Below are 18,427 nucleotides of genomic sequence, written 5' to 3'. Positions count from 1 at the left end.
GGCTTTGTCTTATCCAGCGCCGTCGTGGAGCCGGCTTTGCCGGGCCATTGACTGCGCTCCCTTGAGGGGTCGGCGAAGCCGGTAGGGGGGCGATTCTAGCCCGCGTAGCGCTTCGCGCGCAGGTTCTTCTTGATTTCCTGCAGCACCGGTCGCAGGTGCTGGCCCAGCTTCAGCGCCACACCGGTCGTCAGGATGTCCACGGCGATCAGGTGCAGCAGCCGCGACACCATGGGGCTGTAGCGGTCGAAGTCCTCGGGGTGGTCCACCGCCAGCAGGATCTGGCCGGGGCCCAGCGCTAGCTGCGCCAGCGGCGACGCGCTGGCCGTGATGATGATGATGGTCGCGCCTTTCTTGCGCGCGATCTCGGCGGCGTCCAGCAGGTCGCGGCTGCGCCCTGAGTTGCTGATGATGACGGCGCAGTCGCCCGGTTGCAGCATCGTGGCGCTCATCAGCTGCACGTGGCCGTCGCTGGTGGCGACGGTGTTCACGCCAAGGCGGAAGAACTTGTGCTGCGCGTCCTGCGCGACGATGCCGGAGTTGCCGACGCCGTAGAACTCGATGCGCTTGTTGTGGCGGGCCGAATCGGCCAGCGCGTCGATAGCGCGCTCGAACGCGTGGCTGGCGGCGTCGTTGCGGTAGTGCAGCAGCGCCGCGACGGCGTTGTCGACGACCTTGACGATGATGTCGCCCGGCTTGTCGTCCTCGTCCACCGCGCGGTGCACGAAGGGCACGCCCTCGTTGACGCTGCCGGCGAGCTTGAGCTTGAAGTCGGCGAGGCCGTCGTAGCCGACGCTGCGGCAGAAGCGCACCACGGTGGGCTTGCTGACATGCGAGCGGTCGGCCAGTTCACTGACCGGCAGGTTGGCGAAGCTGCGTGCGTCCTGCAGCAGCAGCTTGGCGACGCGCTGCTCGGCCGGGGGCAGGGCCGGCAGGGCCGCCTTGACGCGCTCTAGGATGCTCATGTCCGCTCCCCGCTCAAGGCGTATGTGGTACGCCCCTCGGAGGCGGTGTGGCCCAGCATGGCGGCCTTCATTGCTCTTCTGCCCAGGAGAAGCCGTCACGCGCCACCAGCGCACTCGCGGCGGCCGGGCCCCAGGAACCGGCGGAGTAGGGGCGCGGGCCGGTCGCGTCGGCGGCCCAGGCGTCCAGGATGGGCTCGACCCAGCGCCAGGCCTGCTCCTGCTCGTCGCTGCGGACGAACAGGTTCAGGCGGCCGGCGATGGCGTCCAGCAGCAGGCGCTCGTAGGCGCCGACGCGCTGCGTTGCGAAGGCCTTGTCGAAGTCCAGGTCCAGCGACACCGGCGTCAGCTGCTCGCCGGCGCCGGCGCCCTTCTGGGCCAGCAGCTGCAGCTCCAGCCCGTCCTCGGGCTGCAGCTTGATGACGAGGCGGTTGGGCTGGCTGGCGCCCGGGAAGATCTTGTGCGGCACGGGGCGGAAGTTGACGACGATCTCCGCGTCGCGCTCGGCCAGGCGCTTGCCGGTGCGCAGGTAGAAGGGCACGCCGGCCCAGCGCCAGTTGTTGACCTCGGTACGCAGCGCGACGAAGGTTTCGCAATGGCTGTCCGCGGGCACCTTGACCTCTTCGAGGTAGCCCGGCACGGCCTTGCCCTCGATGTTGCCGGCGCGGTACTGGCCGCGCACGACATCGCGGGCGACGCTTTCGGCCGTGAAGGGCTTCAGCGAGCGCAGCACCTTGAGCTTCTCGTCACGGATGGCGTCGGCGTCGTTGGTGGACGGCGGCTCCATCGCGATCATCGTCAGCAGCTGCAGCGCATGGTTCTGGATCATGTCGCGCAGCGCGCCAGTGCCGTCGTAGAACGCGCCGCGCGTGCCCACGCCCAGGCGCTCGGCCAGCGTGATCTGGATGTTGGCGATGCTCTCGCGGCGCCACAGCGGTTCGAACAGCGCGTTGCCGAAGCGCAGCGCCATCAGGTTCTGCACTGACGGCTTGCCGAGGTAGTGGTCGATGCGGAAGGCCTGGCTTTCGGCAAAGACGCTGCGCACCGCGCGGTTGATCTCCTGCGCGCTGGCCAGGTCGTGGCCCAGCGGCTTCTCCAGCACCACGCGCACCTTGTCGTGGTTCAGGCCGACGGCGCCGAGTTGCTGGCAGATACCGGTGAACAGGTGTGGGCTGGTAGCCAGGTACAGCACGACGGTGTCGGCGTTGCGCGCATCCAGCCAGTCCTTCAGGCCCTGGTAGTGCTCGGGCTGGGACAGGTCCATGCGGCGGTAGTGGATCAGCGCCGCGAACTTCTCGAACTCCTCGTCGTTGGGGCGCTTGGCGCCGTCCACCTCGCGGAAGCGCTCCTTCAGCCATTCGCGGTAGCGTTCATCGGACTGATCGTCACGGGCGACGGCGAGAATGCGGCCGCCCTCGGGCAGCTTGCCGTGCCGGAAGGCCTGGAACAGCGCGGGCATCAGCTTGCGCCATGTCAGGTCGCCGGTACCACCAAAGAACACGAGATCGAAGGACATCGAGAGCGTCTCCAGGCCAGGCCCACGCAGGGGGCGCTAACCGTTGTGTAACTAAGTTTCGTGAAATACTATGCAGCAGTTTCTTCGCCGGGTCAATCCGGAGCTCAAGCCATGAACCAGCTCGACCAACTCAAGTCCTTCACCACCGTGGTTGCTGACACCGGCAACTTCCTGCAGCTGGCGCAGTTCGCGCCACGGGACGCGACGACCAACCCTTCGCTGATCCTGAAGGCCGTGCAGTCGCCCGACTACGCGCCGCTGCTGAAGGAGACCGTCGACGCACACCGGGGCAAGCCGCTGGACGAGATCGTCGACCACGTGTTGGTGCGCTTCGGTCTGGAGATCCTGAAGGTCGTGCCGGGGCGCGTGTCCACCGAGGTCGACGCTCGCCTGTCGTTCGACAAGGCCGCCAGCCTGTTCCGCGCACGCCGCATCATCGGCCTGTACGAAGCCGCCGGCATCTCGCGCGAGCGCGTGCTGATCAAGCTGGCGTCGACGTGGGAAGGCATCCAGGCCGCTGCCGAGCTGGAGCGCGAAGGCATCCGCTGCAACCTGACGCTGCTGTTCGCATTCGCGCAGGCCGTGGCCTGCGGTGAGGCCAAGGTGCAGCTGATCTCGCCCTTCGTCGGCCGCATCTACGACTGGTACAAGAAGGCCGCCGGCCCGGCCTGGGATGAGGCAGCGATGGCGGGTGTCAATGACCCGGGCGTGAAGTCGGTGTCGCAGATCTACGCGTACTTCAAGCAGCACGGCATCAAGACCGAAGTGATGGGCGCGAGCTTCCGCAACATCGGCCAGATCCAGGCGCTGGCCGGCTGCGACCTGCTGACCATCAGCCCCGACCTGCTGGCACAGCTGCAGGCGACGGACGCCAAGCTGGAACGTGCGCTGAACCCGGCCAAGGGTTCGGGCACGCCCGCCATCCATCTGGACGAAGCCGCCTTCCGCTTCGCGCTGAACGAGGACGCCATGGCTACCGAGAAGCTGGCCGAAGGCATCCGCCTGTTCGCTGTCGACGCTGGCAAGCTCGACAAGCTCATCGAGGCGGCCTGACATGACGGTGCGCTGCGACCTCTCCCCCGTCTGGGCCGAACTGCAGGCCCATTTCGACCAAGACGGCGCCGCGAGTGGTCGCGGCTTCGACATCCGCTCGGCCTTCCAGGCTGATGCGGGCCGCTTCGGTGTGCTGTCGTTCGAAGCGCCCGAGGTCTTTGCCGACCTGTCCAAGAACCGCATCGATGCGCCGACGCTGGCGCTGCTGCTGAAGCTGGCCGCCGACTGCGGCCTGGAAGCGCGGCGCGACGCGCTGTTGCGCGGTGACCCGGTCAACCACACCGAAGGCCGCGCGGTGCTGCACACGGCGCTGCGTGCGCCGGCCGGCAGCGACGCGCCGTTCAATGCCGATGTGCAGGCGTCGCTGGACGCGATGCTGGCGTTCGCCGAGAGCGTGCGCCGTGGCGATCGCGGCGCTATCACCGATGTCGTGCATATCGGCATCGGCGGCAGTGACCTCGGCCCGGCCATGGTCGTGCAGGCGCTGCAGGCCTTCGGTCGCCGTGACCTGAAGCTGCACTTCGTCTCCAACGTCGATGGGCACGACCTGGCGCCCGTGCTGGCGGGCCTCGACGCAGCGCACACGCTGTTCGTCATCGCGTCCAAGACCTTCACGACGCAGGAGACGCTGGCCAACGCGCAGGCCGCCAAGGCCTGGTTCCTGAGCCAGGGCTGCACGGACGTGGCCCGCCACTTCGTCGCCACCAGCAGCAACACCGCTGCCGCCGCCGCGTTCGGCATCGACACCGCCTTCGGCTTCTGGGACTGGGTCGGTGGCCGCTACTCCCTGTGGTCGGTGATCGGCCTGCCCATCGCCATCGCCGTCGGTGCCGACAACTTCCGCGCGTTGCTGGCCGGCGCGCACGCGATGGACCAGCATTTCGCGTCCACGCCGCTGGCGCATAACCTGCCCGTGCTGCTGGGCCTGGTCGACATCTGGTACCGCAACTTCCACGGTTTCACGAGCCGCAGCGTCGCGCCCTACCACCAGGGCCTGCGCCGCCTGCCGGCTTATCTGCAGCAGTTGGAGATGGAGAGCAACGGTAAGGGCGTGGACCTGGACGGCCATGCGCTGGCGATCGGCACGTCGCCGGTCGTCTGGGGCGAGGCCGGTACCAACGGGCAGCATGCCTACTTCCAGATGCTGCACCAGGGCACGGACGTGATTCCCGTCGAGTTCATTGCCGTGAAGCGCCCCAACCATGGCGTGACCGGCGAGCTGGCCGAGAAGCTGGCCGACCAGCACCGCAAGCTGCTGGCCAACTGCCTCGCCCAGAGCCAGGCGCTGATGCAGGGCAAGACCGCTGCCGAGGCGCTGACCGAGAAGGCGCCGACGGCCTCGGCCACGCTGGACCGCGATGTGCTGTCCCGTCACCGCAGCTTCCCTGGCAATCGTCCGAGCACGACGCTGGTGCTGGACGCGCTGACGCCGCGCTCGCTGGGTGCGCTGATCGCGCTGTACGAGCACCGCGTCTTCGTGACCGGTGCGCTGTGGGGCATCAACAGCTTCGACCAGTGGGGGGTTGAGTTGGGCAAGGCACTGTGCAACCAGCTGCTGCCGCGCCTGGACTCCGGCGACACGTCGGGCCTGGACGGTTCGACCGCTGGTCTGCTGGCCCGACTGACGAGCGCCTGAGGCCCCCATGAAGATCGTCTTCGACTTTGGCGGCGTCGTCTTCCGCTGGCACCCGGCCAGCTTCCTGGCGCGCGTCTGGCCGCACCGCATCGAGACGCTGGAGCAGGGCGCCCAGGTCGCGTCGGTGTTCTTCCAGAACTACGGCGGCGACTGGGGCCTGTTCGACCAGGGGCTGATCGGCGCCGACGAGGTGGTGCGTCGCATCTCGGCCCGCACCGGCTGGCCGCGCGGCGAGGTCGAGACGGTCGTGCGCGCGGTGCCCGACGAGTTGATGGCCATTCCGGGGACGGTCGTGCTGATTCGCGATCTCAAGGCTGCGGGGCACACGCTGCACTTTCTGTCCAACATGCCCGAGCCCTATGCCGACCATCTCAGCCAGACCTATCCGCTGAGCGAGTGGTTCGAGTCGGGCATCTTCTCGGGCCGCGTCAAGCAGAGCAAGCCGGGGGCGGAGATCTTCTCGATGGCCGAGCGCCAGTTCGGCGCAGCGCCGTCGGAGCTGCTGTTCATCGACGACCACCCGGCCAACATCGACGCTGCGCTTGCTCGTGACTGGCAGGCCTTCCTGTTCACGGATGCGGCCAGCGCACGGCGCGAATTGGTGTCCCGCCGGCTGTTGAACGCCTGAGGTGCCTCCGCCGGGCGGGGCCGGCGCCTCGCTAGTGCAGGTGCTGGCCGTCGGGGCCGAGCTCGTCAGGATCCTGCGGGGGCGTGGCCGGCACGCGAAAGCTCTCGCTGGCCCACGCGCCCAGGTCGATCTGGCGGCAGCGCTCGCTGCAGAACGGCCGCCATTTGTTGCTGGGCGCGAACACGCTGTCGCCGCTGCATTGCGGGCAGCGCACCAGGCGCTCACCTTGGGCGTTCTTCTTCATTGGCACAACGCCAGTTCGAAACCGGTGTCCTCGGGCGCCAGCTTGAGCCGACCTTCCTCGTCCTGGCGCATCAGGCGGATGGAGACCATCAGCCGGTGGCCGGTGATCTCGGGGATCAGGCCCAGGCTGGGGTCGATGCGCATGCGCAGCAGCTGGTAGACGCGGCCGGCCGGCAGGCTCTGTTGGAACTGGCCCGCATTGGCGGCCACCTTGTGCGGTGTGCCGGAGTCGCGCAGCAGGCCCAGCAGCAGCTGCAGCGCCTCGGCCAGCGGCATCAGCGACTGTGCCCAGGCCATCAGGTCCTTGCGGCGGCGCACCGGCAGCAGCTGCTGCCAGTGGTAGTAGGCGGGCAGGTCGAACTCGCAGGTGCCGCCCGGGATGCTGATGCGGCTGCGGATGCTCATCAGCCACTCGTTGCTGTTCAGCGCCGCACCGGTCTTGCCGCTCTGGGCGTTCAGCCGCTGGAACGCGCCGTCGAGGCGGGTGATGACGTCGTCCAGCCGCGCCTCGTCCACGCCCGCGCTGCCGCGGTAGCCATTGAACTGGGCCTTGTGCTTCTCCAGCTCCTTCAGCAGGTCGCTCTTGAGGTCGGCGCGCGAGGCGACGTCGAGGATTTCGAACAGCGAGACCAGCGCGAAATGGTGATCCAGCGCAGGGTCGCGGGCCATCAGCGCACCGAAGCGATCAAACAGGTGTTCGAGGCGGAGCATCGTGCGGATGCTCTCGTTGAACGGGTACTCGTACAGGACCACGGCGCAGGCTTCAGTCAGGGCGTTGTCATTGTTTCACAGCCCCAGCGTGCGGCCAGGCTCATGACCTCGCTTCTGAGCGCGGCCAGTGGCAGGCCATCGTTCAAGATCACGGCGTCGGCTGCGGCGCGGCGGGCTTCGCGCGTGGCCTGTGCGGCCAGTGCGCCCTCGACGCGCTCCGGCGTCCAGCCCGGGCGCTGCAGCACGCGGGCCCGCTGCGTCTCGACCGTGCAGTCGATCACCAGCACGCGCGCCACGCGTGGCCGCCAGCGGCCGGACTCCACCAGCAGTGGCACGTCGAACACTACCAGCGGGGCTCGGGCCGCCTCGGCCTGGGTCAGCGCCTCGGCGGTGATCAGCGGATGCAGGATGGCTTCCAGCCGGCGCTTGGCGGCGGTGTCCGAGAAGGCGAGGGCGCGCATGCGGTCGCGGTCCAGCGCGCCATCGGCCGTCACGAACTCCACGCCGAACTGCTGAGCGATGGCGGGCATCGCGGCGCCGCCCGGTGTGGTCAGCGCGCGCGAGATGACGTCCGTGTCGACGATGGCTGCCCCGGCCTCGCGCAGAAAGCCGGCGACCGTGCTCTTGCCGGAGCCGATGCCGCCCGTCAGCCCGATGCGCATGGTCGGCCGTCTCAACCCAGGTAGAGGCCCAGCAGCCCCAGCAGCGCGGGCTGGCCCACGAACAGGGCCACGAGGCCGCCGCCGACCAGGTAGGGGCCGAACGGGATGGGGATCTCGCGCCCATGGCCGCGGAACAGGATCAGGCAGATGCCGACCACGGCGCCTACGGCGGAGGACAGCAGGATGATGGGCAGCAGCATGGGCCAGCCCAGCCAGGCGCCCATGGCGGCCAGCAGCTTGAAGTCGCCGTAGCCCATGCCCTCGCGCTTGCGCACCAGCTTGTACAGCCAGTAGATCGACCACAGCGACAGGTAGCCGGCCGCTGCGCCCACAAGGGCCTTGTCAAGCGGAACGGTCCAGCCCATTGCCGCGGCCACGAGGCCTGCCCACAACAGAGGCAGCGTGATGTCGTCGGGCAGGAACTGCGTGTCCAGGTCGATCATCGCCAGCGCGATCAGCGCCGCGACGAAGCCGCACCACAGCAGCGTCGTCGGCTGCGCACCGAAACGCCAGGACAGCGTGGCGAACGCCAGCCCCGTGATCAGCTCGATGAGGGGATAGCGCTTGGAGATCGGCGCCTTGCAGGCCGCGCATTTGCCGCCCAGCCGCAGCCAGCCGACGAGCGGCAGGTTCTCGTGCCAGCGCAGCTGGTGGCCGCAATGCGGGCAGCGCGAGCGCGGTGCAGCGATGCCGAAGTGGGGCAGCGATTCGATCCGGGTGCCGAAGTCGTCGACGGCCTTGGCCAGCTTCTCGGTCTCGGCCAGCGGCAGCCGCGCCGCACGCGCCATCGCCGCAGCATCGGTCAGCTGAGCCGCCGACTCGTGCACCCACTGCCGCTCCAGCATCAACGGTAGCCGGTGGATGACGACGTTCAGGAAGCTGCCGATGCACAGCCCGAAGAGGCCCAGCACCCAGGGCGAGAGCCAGAGGGACCAGTCGATGGTGGCAAGGAACATGATGCGCGGCGGGGTCAGGTGGAACGCGGGCTGCAATCTACCCGCATTCCGAGCCGGCGCCGCGCTCGGATCACACGACCGCGCCGATCTTGAAGATGGGCAAGTACATCGACACGACGATGCCACCGATCAGGGTGCCGAGGATGACGATGATGAAGGGCTCCATCAGGCTGGACAGCGCCTTCACGGCCTCGTCCACCTCGTCCTCGTAGAACTCGGCCGCCTTGGCCAGCATGTGGTCCAGCGAGCCGGATTCTTCGCCGATGGAGGCCATCTGCAGCACCATGGTCGGGAAGATGCCGGTGGTCTGCATGGACGTGGTCAGCGCCGAGCCGGTGGAGACGTCGCGCTGGATCTGCTCGGTGGCTTCCTGGAAAACGGCGTTGCCCGAGGCGCCGCCGACCGAGTCCAGGGCTTCCACCAGCGGCACGCCGGCCGCGAACATCGTCGACAGCGTGCGCGTCCAGCGAGCGACGGCGGACTTGAACATCAGGTCCCCGAAGACGGGGATCTTCAGCAGGATGCGGTCCATGCGCTTTTGCATCTTCACGGAGCGCTTCCAGCTCTGGATGAAGAAGTACAGGCCGCCGCCAATGCCGCCGAAAATCAGGTACCAGTAGCTGACGAAGAACTCCGACATCGCCATGACGATGAGCGTGGGCGCCGGCAGGTCGGCGCCGAAGGACGTGAACACCTCCTTGAACGCCGGGATCACGAAGATCATGATGACCGCGACGACGATGAAGGCCACCGTCAGCACCGCGATGGGGTAGGTCAGCGCCGACTTGATCTTGTTCTTCAGCGCGACGGTCTTCTCCTGGTAGATCGCCAGCCGGTCCAGCAGCGCCTCCAGAATGCCGCCGGCCTCACCGGCCTCGACGAGGTTGCAGTACAGCGCGTCGAAGTACATCGGATGCTTGCGGAACGCGGACGAGAGGCTGGTACCGGTCTCCACGTCCTGGCGGATGTCGTTCAGCAGCCGCGTCAGGCGGGGATTGGTCGCACCGCGAGCCACGATGTCGAAAGACTGCAGCAGCGGCACGCCGGCGCGCATCATCGTGGCGAGCTGGCGTGTGAAGACGGCAATGTCCTTCTGCTTGATGGCGGTGCCGCCACTGACGCGGCGCTTCTTGACCTTGTTGACCAGGATGCCCTGGCGGCGCAGCGTGGCGCTGACCATGGCCTCGCCGCCGGCACGCAGTTCGCCCTTGACGATCTTGCCATTGCGGTCCTTGCCTTCCCATTCGAAGACAAAGTCCTTGACGCCTTTTGCTGCGGCGGTGGCCATGCGCTCTCCTCGCGACTGTTTTATTCGTTGGTGGCGGACAGGACTTCTTCCAGCGTCGTGACGCCGGCGCGGACCTTGACCAGGCCCGACTGCCGCAGGTCACGAACGCCTTCCTTCCTGGCCTGCGCGGCGATGTCCATCGCCGTTCCCTCGGCGAGGATGATGCGCTGGATGTCTTCCGTGATGGGCATCACTTGGTAAAGGCCCACGCGGCCACGGTAACCGTTTGTGCAGTTGCTGCAGCCCACGGCGCGGTAGGGCTTCCAGCTGCCGTCGAAGTCTTCCTCGACGAAGCCGGCCTTCAGCATCGCATCGCGCGGGTACTCGGCCGGGGCCTTGCAGTTCTCGCACAGCCGCCGCACCAGCCGCTGCGCGGTGATCAGCAGCACGCTGGACGCAATGTTGAACGGGGCGACACCCATGTTCAGCAGGCGCGTCAGCGTCTTGGGCGCATCGTTGGTGTGCAGCGTGGACATGACCATGTGGCCCGTCTGTGCTGCCTTGATCGCGATGTCGGCGGTTTCCAGGTCGCGGATTTCGCCGACCATGATGATGTCCGGATCCTGACGCAGGAAGGACTTCAGCGCGGCCGAGAAGTTCAGGCCCGCCTTGTCGTTCACATTGACCTGATTGATGCCCGGCAGGTTGATTTCGGCCGGGTCCTCGACGGTGGAGATGTTGACGCCCGGCTGGTTCAGGATGTTCAGGCAGGTGTAGAGCGACACCGTCTTGCCAGAGCCGGTCGGGCCCGTCACCAGCACCATGCCGTAGGGGCGGTAGATGGCGGCGAGCAGCCTATCCTTCTCGATCTTCTCGTAGCCCAGGGCCTCGATGCCCAGCTTGGCCGAGGACGAGTCCAGGATACGGATGACGATCTTCTCGCCGAACAGCGTGGGCAGCGTGCTGACGCGGAAGTCGATGGACTTCGCGCCGAACTTGAGCTTCATGCGGCCGTCCTGCGGCACGCGCTTTTCGGCGATGTCCAGGCGCGAGATCACCTTGATGCGCGAGGCCAGCTTGTCCTTGATCGCGATCGGCGGCTGCGTGATCTCGCGCAACTCGCCGTCGACGCGGAAGCGCACGCGGTAGTGGAACTCGTAGGGCTCGAAGTGCAGGTCGGACGCGCGCAGGTTGATCGCGTCCACCAGCATTTTCTGCAGGAAGCGCACGACCGGCGCGTCCTCCACGTCGGCCAGTTCGGCGGCCTCCTGCTGCGGCGTGGCATCGTCCTCGGCGATGTCGAAGTCGAAGTCGCCACCGGCGATGGACTCCAGCGACTCGGTCGCGCTGACCCCGACGCTGCTGAGCAGCTTGGTCAGCTTGTCATGCTCGACGATGACCCATTCGGGCTGCAACTGCGTCGCGAACTTGATGCGCTCGATGACCTCCAGGTCGGTGGGGTCGGCGCCTCCAACGAACAGCCGGCTGCCACGGCGCGACAGGGCCACGACCTGGTACTGCTGGGCCAGCTTGCCGTCGATGATGTTCTGCGGCAGCTTCTGCGGGTCCATCGCCGACAGGTCCAGCAGCGGCAACGCCAGCGCGCTGGACAGCGTGTGGGCCAGATCGGCGGCCGAGACCTGGCCACTGGCGATCAGCGCATTGACGAAGCTGGTCTTCTTGTCGCGCGCCTGCCGCACGAGCTCTTCAGCCGCCTTGACGGGCAGTTTGCCCGCGTGCACGAGCATGCGCGCAACCCCGGATAGGGCGGACTGATGCGGCTCGGCGAGCGTGGTTTCCACTGCGTTGGCGTCCGTGACGCGAGGAACTGAAGTCCGCTGATTGTGCCAGCGGGCGGTGGCCCGGCAGTCGGCGCAACCGGGCGGTTGGCGGCGTATCCTTGCCAGGGGAATCCCTGGCCATGAATGACGCGATGCTGCCGCAAATCCTGCTCAGGCCCGACGTGCCGGAGCAGGCTGACCTCGAACTCGCCACCGACGGCGTGTTGCGCTATGTATGGCGCAGCGCTTTCGGGGAGATGCTGATCGAGGTGATCGACGGTGCGACGTACGTCAACGGCGAACGTGTGGAGGCGGCGCCGGTGTTGCGTCGCCGGTGATCAGCCCGGCTGAAGCCGGCGCAGTTCGTCAAGGAAGCGCGCAGCGGCGAGGTCCGACGGCCAGGGCTCCCAGGCGTTGTCGCCGTAGATGGCCTGCAGCGGATCGACGGTCATCACGGGCTCCTGGATGCCGAGCACCTCGCGTACCTCTTCCTTCGACCATCCGGTGCAATGCACGGCCTCGGAGGCTGCCGCGATGCGGTCCGCCAGCTTGTGGGCGCGATGTGAGGCGTCCGTCCAGGCCGGCAACTGGTAGCGCAGCGCAATGGCGGACATCAGCCGGTCGGCAACCTGCTGGAACGGTGCGCCGAGAACCCGCTTCAAGGGCGAGATGCAGTCAAAGCCGAGGAAGCCTTCCTCGGCATCGTGCAGCAGCTCGGCCCGGGCCTCGGCGGCACTCAGGGGCTGTGCCGCGCCGTCGCGGCGCAACGCCAGCACAAGCAGCGAATGCTGTGCGACCGACAGCGGCCAGGGCCAGACAGACTCGCCTCCCCATCGGTAGGTTCGCGCCAATCGCGATGCAAGGTCGAGGTCCGTCCAGGCGTCGGATCTAGGGTTGATGAGATCCAGGGCCGCCCCAGAAGGCAGCCGTATCCATGCACGTGGCCGATCGGAGGTGTCCATGCGCTGCAGCATAGGGCGGCTGGCGAGGGGGGCGGCAATGCGGGTCTGACCTCACTCCAGCCGATTGCGACGAATTCGCGCCAAGTCTTGAAGAAGATCGGCTGGTGATCAAAAAATTGGGGCGTATTGATGCTTCATTGCCTCATTGCCCCAGCTTCGTCTTCGCTTGCTCATGAGATTCGTCGCATGACGGTGACCCATCGCTCTGCAGCCTGCTGGATTCTGATCCTCTCGCCTGTCGATAGGCGAGCCAGTACGGCTTCGCAAGTCGCCCGGGCCTCTACGGGCACTATCACGTCGCAAGCAGACAGCACAAGGAAGCGTTGGGCCGCGACGCGGCAATGCCCGCGCGTGAGGCTGCGCTCCAGCGAGTCCAGCAGCGATTGGCTCAGGGTCGCATGGGGCGTCGTGGGGCGCGCCAGGAGGGGAGGCCCTCCCACCCACTTGGTTGCTGGAGCATGCGTGCCCATGCCGACGTCTTCTTCTCGTTGACGCGAGGCGACCTCAATATTGGTGGACGCGGAGCAGCACCTTGCCCAGGTGGCTGCCGGTCTTGAGGTGGGCGTAGGCCGCCGCGGCGTCGTCGAACGCGAATTCGCGGTCGATGAGGGGCTTCATGCCGGCGGCAGCCACCGCGCGCACCATCGCCTGCAACATGCGGCGGTTTCCGGCCGTGATGCCGCGCAGTGTCAGGTTTTTGCCGACGATGCCGAAGAGGTTCTGCAGTTGCAGTGCGCCGTCTGCCGGGCTGGCCGCGAGGGCACCGATCAGCGCGAGGCGGCCGTTGGGCGCGGCGGCGGCGATGGACGTGGCGAGTGTGGCCAGGCCGCCCGTCTCGGCGACGATGTCCGCGCCGTCGCCGCCGGTCTGGCGCAGCAGTTCCGCCGCCCAGTCGGGATGGCTGCGGTAGTTGATCGTGAAGTCGGCGCCCAGTTCGCGCGCCGTGGCCAGCTTATCGTCGCTGGACGACGTGATGGCCACGCGCGCGCCGTGAAGCTTGGCCAGCTGCAGCGCCAGCATCGCGACGCCGCCGGTGCCCAGCGCCAGGACCAGATCGCCAGCCTTGATGCGGCCCACTTCCACCAGCGCGTTCCACGCCGTCAGTGCGGCGGCCGGCAGCGCCGCAGCCTGCGTGTCTGTCATGCTGTCTGGCACCTTCACCAGCGCGTCGGCCGGCACGACGATCTGCTCGGCCAGCCAGCCGTCGCGGCTGATGCCCAGGTCCTCGGCGAACCAGCGTGGGTGGAACTCGCCGTCCAGCCAGGTGGCGAAGTGCGGGCAGGTCACGCGCTCGCCGAGTGACAGCCCCTGTACGCCGTCGCCGAGCGAGATCACCTCGCCGACGCCGTCGGACACGGGGATGCGCGTCTCGGGGCGGCGCGGGCCGTAGGTGCCCTGCAGCATCAGCAGGTCGCGGTGGTTCAGGCACACGGCGCGCACGCGCAGCACCACCTGGCCCGGGCCGGGTTGCAGGGCGGGGCGTTCGGCGGCGCGCAGTGACGACAGCCCTTGCTGTGTGCCGATCTCGTAGACCTTCATGTTCATTCCTTTGCGGGGGAGCGTTGCGTAGGCTGCCGGTCGCCCTCAGAGGTTGAGAGTTTTTCGGCCGTGCCAGAAAGGCGCTTTGGCGTGCAAGGCTGGCATGGGTGAAAGACTCTCAACCTCTCAGGCGTCCTGGCAGCGGAACTTGATCTGCAGGTAGTCATCCAGGCCACGACGAGAGCCTTCGCGGCCGTAGCCGGAGGCCTTCACACCACCGAACGGCGCCGCCTCGGACGAGATCGCGCCGGCGTTGATGCCGACCATGCCGGCCTCCAGCGCGTCGGCCACGCGCCAGCAGCGCGCCACGTCGCGCGAGTAGAAGTAGGCAGCCAAGCCGAACGGCGTCGCGTTGGCGGCGGCCAGCACGCCGGCCTCGGTGTGGAAGCGCGTGATGGCGACCACGGGCCCGAAGGTCTCCTCGCAGGCGCAGGCCATCGTGGCGTCCACGCCCACCAGCACCGTCGGCGCGAAGTAGTGCGCGCCGCTGTCCGCGTGCAGCCGTGCGCCGCCCACGCGCAGCGTGGCGCCGCGGGCGAGCGCGTCGCGCACGTGATGCTCGATCTTGTCCACCGCGCGGGCGTTGATCAGCGGGCCGATCTGCGACGCCGCATCGGTGGCCGGGCCGACGTGCAGCGCCTGCACGCGCGCGGCCAGCCGCTCGACGAAGGCGTCGTGCACGGCGTCGTGTACGAACACGCGGTTGGGGCTGACGCAGGTCTGGCCGGCGTTGCGGAACTTGGCGGCCATCAGGCCGTCCACGGCGGCGTCCAGGTCGGCGTCGTCGAACACGATGAACGGCGCGTTGCCGCCCAGCTCCAGCGACACGCGCTTGAACGTGGCCGCTGCCTCGCGGGCCAGGTGCCTGCCCACCGGCGTAGAGCCGGTGAAGGTGACCTTGCGCACGCGCTCGTCGGCCAGCCAGACGGCCACCACCGCCGCCGCGCGCTCGCGCGACGCGACGACGACGTTCAGCACGCCCGCCGGCACGCCGGCCTCCTCGGCCAGCCGGGCCAGCGCCAGCGAGGTCAGCGGCGTGTCCTCGGCCGGCTTGGCGACGACCGTGCAGCCGGCGGCTAGCGCCGGCGCGATCTTGCGGGCGATCATCGCTGCGGGGAAGTTCCACGGCGTGATCGCGGCCACGATACCCACCGGCTCGTGCTCGGCCGTCATGCGCCGACGCGGGCTTGGCGACGGGATCACGTCGCCGTGAATGTGCGCGGCCTCCTCGGCGAACCATTCGACGTAGGACGCCGCGTAGGCCACTTCGCCGCGCGCCTCGGCCAGCGGCTTGCCCTGCTCGCGGCTGATCAGCCGGGCCAGGTCTTGCGCGTGCGCCAGGATCAGGCCGTGCCAGCGCCGCAGCAGCTGCGCGCGGGCGCGCGGTGCGGTGGCGCGCCAGGAGGGAAAGGCGGCGTGCGCCGCGTCCACGGCGGAGCGGGCGTCGGCGGCGTCGCTGTCGGGCACCTGCGCGGCGACGGCGGCGGTGGCCGGATCGGTCACCGCGAACTGGCGGCCGGCCGCGGCGTCGCGCCACTGGCCGCCGATCAGGTTGTGCGTGCGCAGCAGCTCGCTGCGTTCCAGGGTCAGGGGCATGGCGTCAGCTCAGTGGGGTTCTTCGCCGCCGGACACGTTCATCGACTCGGCCGTGATGTAGGCCGCCTGCGGCGAGCACAGGAAGGCCACGGCGTTGGCCGTGTCGGCCGGCAGGCCGGTGCGGCCCAGCGGGATGCGTGCGGTCATCGCGTCCATGTACTGCGCCAGCGTCTTGCCCTGCTGGGCGGCGAAGTACTCGTTCTGCCACGCGCCGAGACCGGTGGTGACGTGGTTGGGGCAGACGTTGTTGACCGTGATGCCGTGCGGCCCCAGCTCGATGGCAGCGGAGCGCGCCAGGCCCACCAGCCCGTGCTTGGACGCGGTGTAGGCCTGGGCCTGCGCGAAGCCGGACTTGGCCGCCTGGCTGGCGATGTTGACGATGCGCCCGCCGCGGCCCTGCTTGACCATCACTGCCGCCGCGGCCTTGAGGCCGTAGAAGGCGCCGGTCAGGTTGACGTCGATGACGGCCGCCCAGTCGTGCGGCTCCACCTCCAGCAGCGGCTTCATGATGTAGCCGATGCCGGCGTTGTTGACCCAGATGTCCAGGCTGCCGTGCGTGGCGACCGCATGCTCGGCCAGCGCATTGACTTGCACCCAGTCGCGCACGTCGCAGGGTTGGGTGCTGACCGCGCCGCCCAGCGCGCGCACGCCGTCGGCCACGGCTTGCAGCTCCTGCTGATCGCCGATCATGCGGCCCGGCGTGGCGGCATCGACCGCGCGGCCGATGTCCGACAGCACGATGTTCGCGCCGTCTGCGGCCAGCCGCAGCGCGATGGCCTCGCCGAGGCCACCGCGGCGGCCGGCCCCGGTGATGACGGCCGTCAGGCCGGCCAGCGGGCGTGATGACGTGTCGGCCATGTCAAGCCTCCAGGCGCGCGGTGTTCAAGAACACCGGATCGGCCCAGTCCTGGAAGTCGGCGGCGATCCTGCGCATCGCGTCGGTGTTGACCTCGTCGCCGAAGCAGTCCATGTCCTTCACGTCGATGATCTCGACGTACTGGTAGGGCGGGCGCGCGACGTCGTCGCCCAGCAGGCCGGTCACCCTGAAGACGGAGAACTCGGCTACCGACTTCAGCCCGTTCACTGTCGGCAGGTCCGTCTTGCGGGCCCAGGCTTCGTAGTCGGCGACCGAGCGGCCGGGCTTCAGGTTGAACAGGACGATGAGGCGGGTGGCGGCCATGGCAGTGCGGTGGACTCGAGGGGAGGGCGCCACGATAGGCGCGGCTCCCGGCATCGCCCCAGTCGCGGCGCGCGGCTATCCACCCTTCGAGCATTGCCGCGCTGGCGGTGAACAGCGGCGGCCTGCGCCTTCATCCTCGCGGCCTGAATCACGCACGAGGAGATTGCATGCAAACCCCTGCCCCGGCGGCGCCCCCGCCCCGGCACGACGGCCCGCCGGACTACCGCGTCGTCGGCCGCCACGCCGTGTTCCCCCAAACGACGCACGACGAGATCGAGCGCATCAACCTGCTGGCGCAGATGAACCGGCACCTGGCGGCGCAGGTGCTGCCTGGCGTCGTGAGCGCTTACGAGCGCCGCGTGCTGCCGCGCCTGCGCGCCACGCTGGGCCGCGAGCCGCGCGATCGCCACGAGGTGCGCCGCGCGCTGCTGGACGATCCGGCCTTCCAGGCCTGGTCGGCCTTGCGCCGCATGACGATGGAGCAGCGCCAGCAGGCCGGCCTGTGGACCGTGCTGCGGCAGGCGCATGAGCTGGCCGCGACCGCCGCGTCGCTGGCCGACGACGAACACCTGCAGCTGGACCCGTCGCTGCAGATCCCGCGCTACGTCAGCGCGGTGGACCACCACTGCATGCCGGGCAGCTACCACCACGAGCGCTTTCCGGGCGACGTGACTGCCGGCGCCAACTACGACCACGGCGGCTTCGTCACCACCGGCGGCCTGCTGGGCCGCTGGGCCGATGGCGGCGGCCAGGCCGTGGTGCAGTGGCTGCGCCGCGCAATGCCGGACTTCCGGCCCCGGCGCATCCTGGACATCGGCTGCACCGTGGGCCACAGCGCGCTGCCCATCGCGCAAGCCTTCCCCAAGGCCGAGGTCATCGCCGTGGACGTCGGCGCGCCGGTCTTGCGCTATGCCGCCGCGCGCGCCGCGTCGCTGGGCGTGAAGAACATCCGCTTCGTGCAGGCCAGCGGCGAAGACTTGTCGCGCTTCGCGGACGGCAGCTTCGACTGGGTGCAGACGACGATGTTCCTGCACGAGCTGTCCACCACCGCGCTGAGCGCCATCTTCCGCGAGAGCCACCGGCTGCTGCGCGTGGGCGGCGTGGCGCTGCACGTGGAGCAGCCGCAGTACAGCGCCGCGATGCCGCTGCTGGAGCAGGCGCTGCGCGACTGGGACGCGTTCTACAACAACGAGCCGTTCTGGAGCCGCCTGCACGAGATGGACCTCGGGCAGCACCTGGTGGATGCCGGCTTCGCTGCCGGCGAGGTGATCCACGACGGCGTCACGGCGGTGGTGGACACCGACCTCTTTCCCGACGCCGCGAAGGACGCGACGGAGGACTACGGCCGCAAGGCGGCCTGGCATGTGATCGGTGCGCGGAGGACGACATGAGCATTCAAGAAGCGCTGAAGCACGCCAGCAGCAAGCCGGCCGGCAAGCGGCCCTACTTCATGACGCCCGAGGTCGAGCGCGTGCTGGCCATCACGATGGCGCTGGTGCAGGAACTGGCCGTGTCGCGGCAGCGGCAGGACACGCTGGAGCGGCTGTTGCTGGCGCAGGGTGTCATCGCGCCGGGCGCCGTCGACGGCTTCCGGCCCGACGCCACCGCCGCCGCCGAGCGGGCGCTGTGGACGCAGGAGTACCTGGCCCGCGTGCTGCGCATCCTGCAGCAGGAGAACGAGGCCGCCGCGCTGGGCGACGAACTGGCGTCGGAGGATGTGGCCGTGGAGGTGGCGCGGCCCGCGTGACGAGGCGCCAGGCCCGCACCGGCTGCGGGC

At 68.8% G+C, this 18,427-nt stretch carries 19 protein-coding genes; 6 read left to right on the top strand and 13 right to left on the bottom strand.

What is annotated here, in order from left to right:
• Positions 1–95: 95 nt before the first annotated feature.
• Complete coding sequence (locus ACG0Z3_RS12900) at positions 96–956, bottom strand: MurR/RpiR family transcriptional regulator (protein ID WP_394398239.1); 861 nt, start codon at positions 954–956, stop codon at positions 96–98.
• Between the two features lie 73 nt (positions 957–1,029).
• The gene (gene zwf / locus ACG0Z3_RS12895) at positions 1,030–2,475 is read right to left on the bottom strand and encodes a glucose-6-phosphate dehydrogenase (RefSeq protein ID WP_394397963.1); all 1,446 of its coding nucleotides are present in this window, start codon (positions 2,473–2,475) and stop codon (positions 1,030–1,032) included.
• A 111-nt stretch (positions 2,476–2,586) separates the two neighbouring features.
• On the opposite strand from zwf, the gene tal reads away from it, so the two are divergent.
• The 3 genes from tal to ACG0Z3_RS12880 are packed head-to-tail and all read left to right on the top strand — an operon-like array spanning position 2,587 to position 5,792.
• The gene (gene tal, locus ACG0Z3_RS12890) at positions 2,587–3,528 is read left to right on the top strand and encodes a transaldolase (RefSeq protein ID WP_394397961.1); all 942 of its coding nucleotides are present in this window, start codon (positions 2,587–2,589) and stop codon (positions 3,526–3,528) included.
• A 1-nt stretch (position 3,529) separates the two neighbouring features.
• The gene (gene pgi, locus ACG0Z3_RS12885) at positions 3,530–5,164 is read left to right on the top strand and encodes a glucose-6-phosphate isomerase (protein WP_394397959.1); all 1,635 of its coding nucleotides are present in this window, start codon (positions 3,530–3,532) and stop codon (positions 5,162–5,164) included.
• Positions 5,165–5,171: 7 nt separating this feature from the next.
• The gene (locus ACG0Z3_RS12880; protein WP_394397957.1) at positions 5,172–5,792 is read left to right on the top strand and encodes an HAD family hydrolase; all 621 of its coding nucleotides are present in this window, start codon (positions 5,172–5,174) and stop codon (positions 5,790–5,792) included.
• A gap of 31 nt (positions 5,793–5,823) precedes the next feature.
• Here ACG0Z3_RS12880 and ACG0Z3_RS12875 read toward each other — a convergent pair whose 3' ends face one another.
• The 6 genes from ACG0Z3_RS12875 to pilB all read right to left on the bottom strand — a co-directional run bounded on the left by ACG0Z3_RS12875 (position 5,824) and on the right by pilB (position 11,340).
• On the bottom strand, positions 5,824–6,036 hold the full coding sequence (locus ACG0Z3_RS12875) for a DNA gyrase inhibitor YacG (protein ID WP_394397955.1): 213 nt from the start codon (positions 6,034–6,036) through the stop codon (positions 5,824–5,826).
• On the bottom strand, positions 6,033–6,788 hold the full coding sequence (gene zapD / locus ACG0Z3_RS12870; protein WP_394397953.1) for a cell division protein ZapD: 756 nt from the start codon (positions 6,786–6,788) through the stop codon (positions 6,033–6,035). Before zapD ends, ACG0Z3_RS12875 begins: the two co-directional genes overlap by 4 nt.
• Before the next feature lie 14 nt (positions 6,789–6,802).
• Positions 6,803–7,408 (bottom strand): dephospho-CoA kinase, encoded by a 606-nt coding sequence (gene coaE / locus ACG0Z3_RS12865; RefSeq protein ID WP_394397950.1) that lies wholly within the window; start codon positions 7,406–7,408, stop codon positions 6,803–6,805.
• Between the two features lie 11 nt (positions 7,409–7,419).
• Entirely contained in the window at positions 7,420–8,364 is a 945-nt protein-coding gene (locus ACG0Z3_RS12860) for a prepilin peptidase (RefSeq protein WP_394397948.1), read from the bottom strand.
• 70 nt (positions 8,365–8,434) lie between these two features.
• Positions 8,435–9,652, bottom strand: a complete 1,218-nt coding sequence (locus ACG0Z3_RS12855; protein ID WP_394397946.1) for a type II secretion system F family protein — start codon at positions 9,650–9,652, stop codon at positions 8,435–8,437.
• Positions 9,653–9,672: 20 nt separating this feature from the next.
• Complete coding sequence (gene pilB, locus ACG0Z3_RS12850) at positions 9,673–11,340, bottom strand: type IV-A pilus assembly ATPase PilB (protein ID WP_394397944.1); 1,668 nt, start codon at positions 11,338–11,340, stop codon at positions 9,673–9,675.
• Between the two features lie 173 nt (positions 11,341–11,513).
• Between pilB and ACG0Z3_RS12845 the strand changes: the two genes are divergently transcribed.
• Positions 11,514–11,711, top strand: coding sequence for a hypothetical protein (locus ACG0Z3_RS12845; protein ID WP_394397942.1), 198 nt, complete (start codon positions 11,514–11,516; stop codon positions 11,709–11,711).
• Here the strand turns inward: ACG0Z3_RS12845 and ACG0Z3_RS12840 are convergent, their stop codons facing one another.
• The 5 genes from ACG0Z3_RS12840 to ACG0Z3_RS12820 form a co-directional block, all read right to left on the bottom strand.
• On the bottom strand, positions 11,712–12,335 hold the full coding sequence (locus ACG0Z3_RS12840; RefSeq protein ID WP_394397940.1) for a phosphohydrolase: 624 nt from the start codon (positions 12,333–12,335) through the stop codon (positions 11,712–11,714). It abuts the gene before it with no gap.
• Between the two features lie 504 nt (positions 12,336–12,839).
• Positions 12,840–13,880 carry a zinc-dependent alcohol dehydrogenase family protein gene (locus ACG0Z3_RS12835; RefSeq protein WP_394397938.1) on the bottom strand — a complete coding sequence of 347 codons (1,041 nt, stop codon included), beginning with the start codon at positions 13,878–13,880 and terminating at the stop codon, positions 12,840–12,842.
• A gap of 120 nt (positions 13,881–14,000) precedes the next feature.
• The gene (locus ACG0Z3_RS12830; RefSeq protein WP_394397936.1) at positions 14,001–15,470 is read right to left on the bottom strand and encodes an NAD-dependent succinate-semialdehyde dehydrogenase; all 1,470 of its coding nucleotides are present in this window, start codon (positions 15,468–15,470) and stop codon (positions 14,001–14,003) included.
• A 9-nt stretch (positions 15,471–15,479) separates the two neighbouring features.
• Entirely contained in the window at positions 15,480–16,328 is an 849-nt protein-coding gene (locus ACG0Z3_RS12825) for an SDR family NAD(P)-dependent oxidoreductase (protein WP_394397934.1), read from the bottom strand.
• 1 nt (position 16,329) lies between these two features.
• Positions 16,330–16,650 (bottom strand): hypothetical protein, encoded by a 321-nt coding sequence (locus tag ACG0Z3_RS12820; protein ID WP_394397932.1) that lies wholly within the window; start codon positions 16,648–16,650, stop codon positions 16,330–16,332.
• Positions 16,651–16,817: 167 nt separating this feature from the next.
• On the opposite strand from ACG0Z3_RS12820, the gene ACG0Z3_RS12815 reads away from it, so the two are divergent.
• Entirely contained in the window at positions 16,818–18,041 is a 1,224-nt protein-coding gene (locus ACG0Z3_RS12815) for a class I SAM-dependent methyltransferase (RefSeq protein WP_394397930.1), read from the top strand.
• Positions 18,038–18,397, top strand: coding sequence for a hypothetical protein (locus tag ACG0Z3_RS12810; protein ID WP_394397928.1), 360 nt, complete (start codon positions 18,038–18,040; stop codon positions 18,395–18,397). The genes ACG0Z3_RS12815 and ACG0Z3_RS12810 overlap by 4 nt, the downstream gene beginning before the upstream one ends.
• The last annotated feature ends 30 nt before the right edge of the window (positions 18,398–18,427 follow it).

The organism is Pelomonas margarita, from assembly GCF_043555875.1.
Taxonomy (GTDB): Bacteria; Pseudomonadota; Gammaproteobacteria; order Burkholderiales; family Burkholderiaceae_C; genus Pelomonas; species Pelomonas margarita.
This window is presented reverse-complemented; position numbering and strand designations above follow the sequence as displayed.

Coding starts and splice junctions, on each gene's coding strand:
- ACG0Z3_RS12875 (WP_394397955.1), bottom strand. CDS start 6,036: ATGAAGAAGAACGCCCAAGGTGAGCGCCTGGTGCGCTGCCCGCAATGC.
- coaE (WP_394397950.1), bottom strand. CDS start 7,408: ATGCGCATCGGGCTGACGGGCGGCATCGGCTCCGGCAAGAGCACGGTC.
- ACG0Z3_RS12835 (WP_394397938.1), bottom strand. CDS start 13,880: ATGAACATGAAGGTCTACGAGATCGGCACACAGCAAGGGCTGTCGTCA.
- pilB (WP_394397944.1), bottom strand. CDS start 11,340: ATGCTCGTGCACGCGGGCAAACTGCCCGTCAAGGCGGCTGAAGAGCTC.
- ACG0Z3_RS12860 (WP_394397948.1), bottom strand. CDS start 8,364: ATGTTCCTTGCCACCATCGACTGGTCCCTCTGGCTCTCGCCCTGGGTG.
- ACG0Z3_RS12810 (WP_394397928.1), top strand. CDS start 18,038: ATGAGCATTCAAGAAGCGCTGAAGCACGCCAGCAGCAAGCCGGCCGGC.
- zwf (WP_394397963.1), bottom strand. CDS start 2,475: ATGTCCTTCGATCTCGTGTTCTTTGGTGGTACCGGCGACCTGACATGG.
- ACG0Z3_RS12815 (WP_394397930.1), top strand. CDS start 16,818: ATGCAAACCCCTGCCCCGGCGGCGCCCCCGCCCCGGCACGACGGCCCG.
- ACG0Z3_RS12840 (WP_394397940.1), bottom strand. CDS start 12,335: ATGGACACCTCCGATCGGCCACGTGCATGGATACGGCTGCCTTCTGGG.
- pgi (WP_394397959.1), top strand. CDS start 3,530: ATGACGGTGCGCTGCGACCTCTCCCCCGTCTGGGCCGAACTGCAGGCC.
- ACG0Z3_RS12830 (WP_394397936.1), bottom strand. CDS start 15,470: ATGCCCCTGACCCTGGAACGCAGCGAGCTGCTGCGCACGCACAACCTG.
- ACG0Z3_RS12855 (WP_394397946.1), bottom strand. CDS start 9,652: ATGGCCACCGCCGCAGCAAAAGGCGTCAAGGACTTTGTCTTCGAATGG.
- ACG0Z3_RS12880 (WP_394397957.1), top strand. CDS start 5,172: ATGAAGATCGTCTTCGACTTTGGCGGCGTCGTCTTCCGCTGGCACCCG.
- ACG0Z3_RS12845 (WP_394397942.1), top strand. CDS start 11,514: ATGAATGACGCGATGCTGCCGCAAATCCTGCTCAGGCCCGACGTGCCG.
- ACG0Z3_RS12820 (WP_394397932.1), bottom strand. CDS start 16,650: ATGGCCGCCACCCGCCTCATCGTCCTGTTCAACCTGAAGCCCGGCCGC.
- tal (WP_394397961.1), top strand. CDS start 2,587: ATGAACCAGCTCGACCAACTCAAGTCCTTCACCACCGTGGTTGCTGAC.
- ACG0Z3_RS12825 (WP_394397934.1), bottom strand. CDS start 16,328: ATGGCCGACACGTCATCACGCCCGCTGGCCGGCCTGACGGCCGTCATC.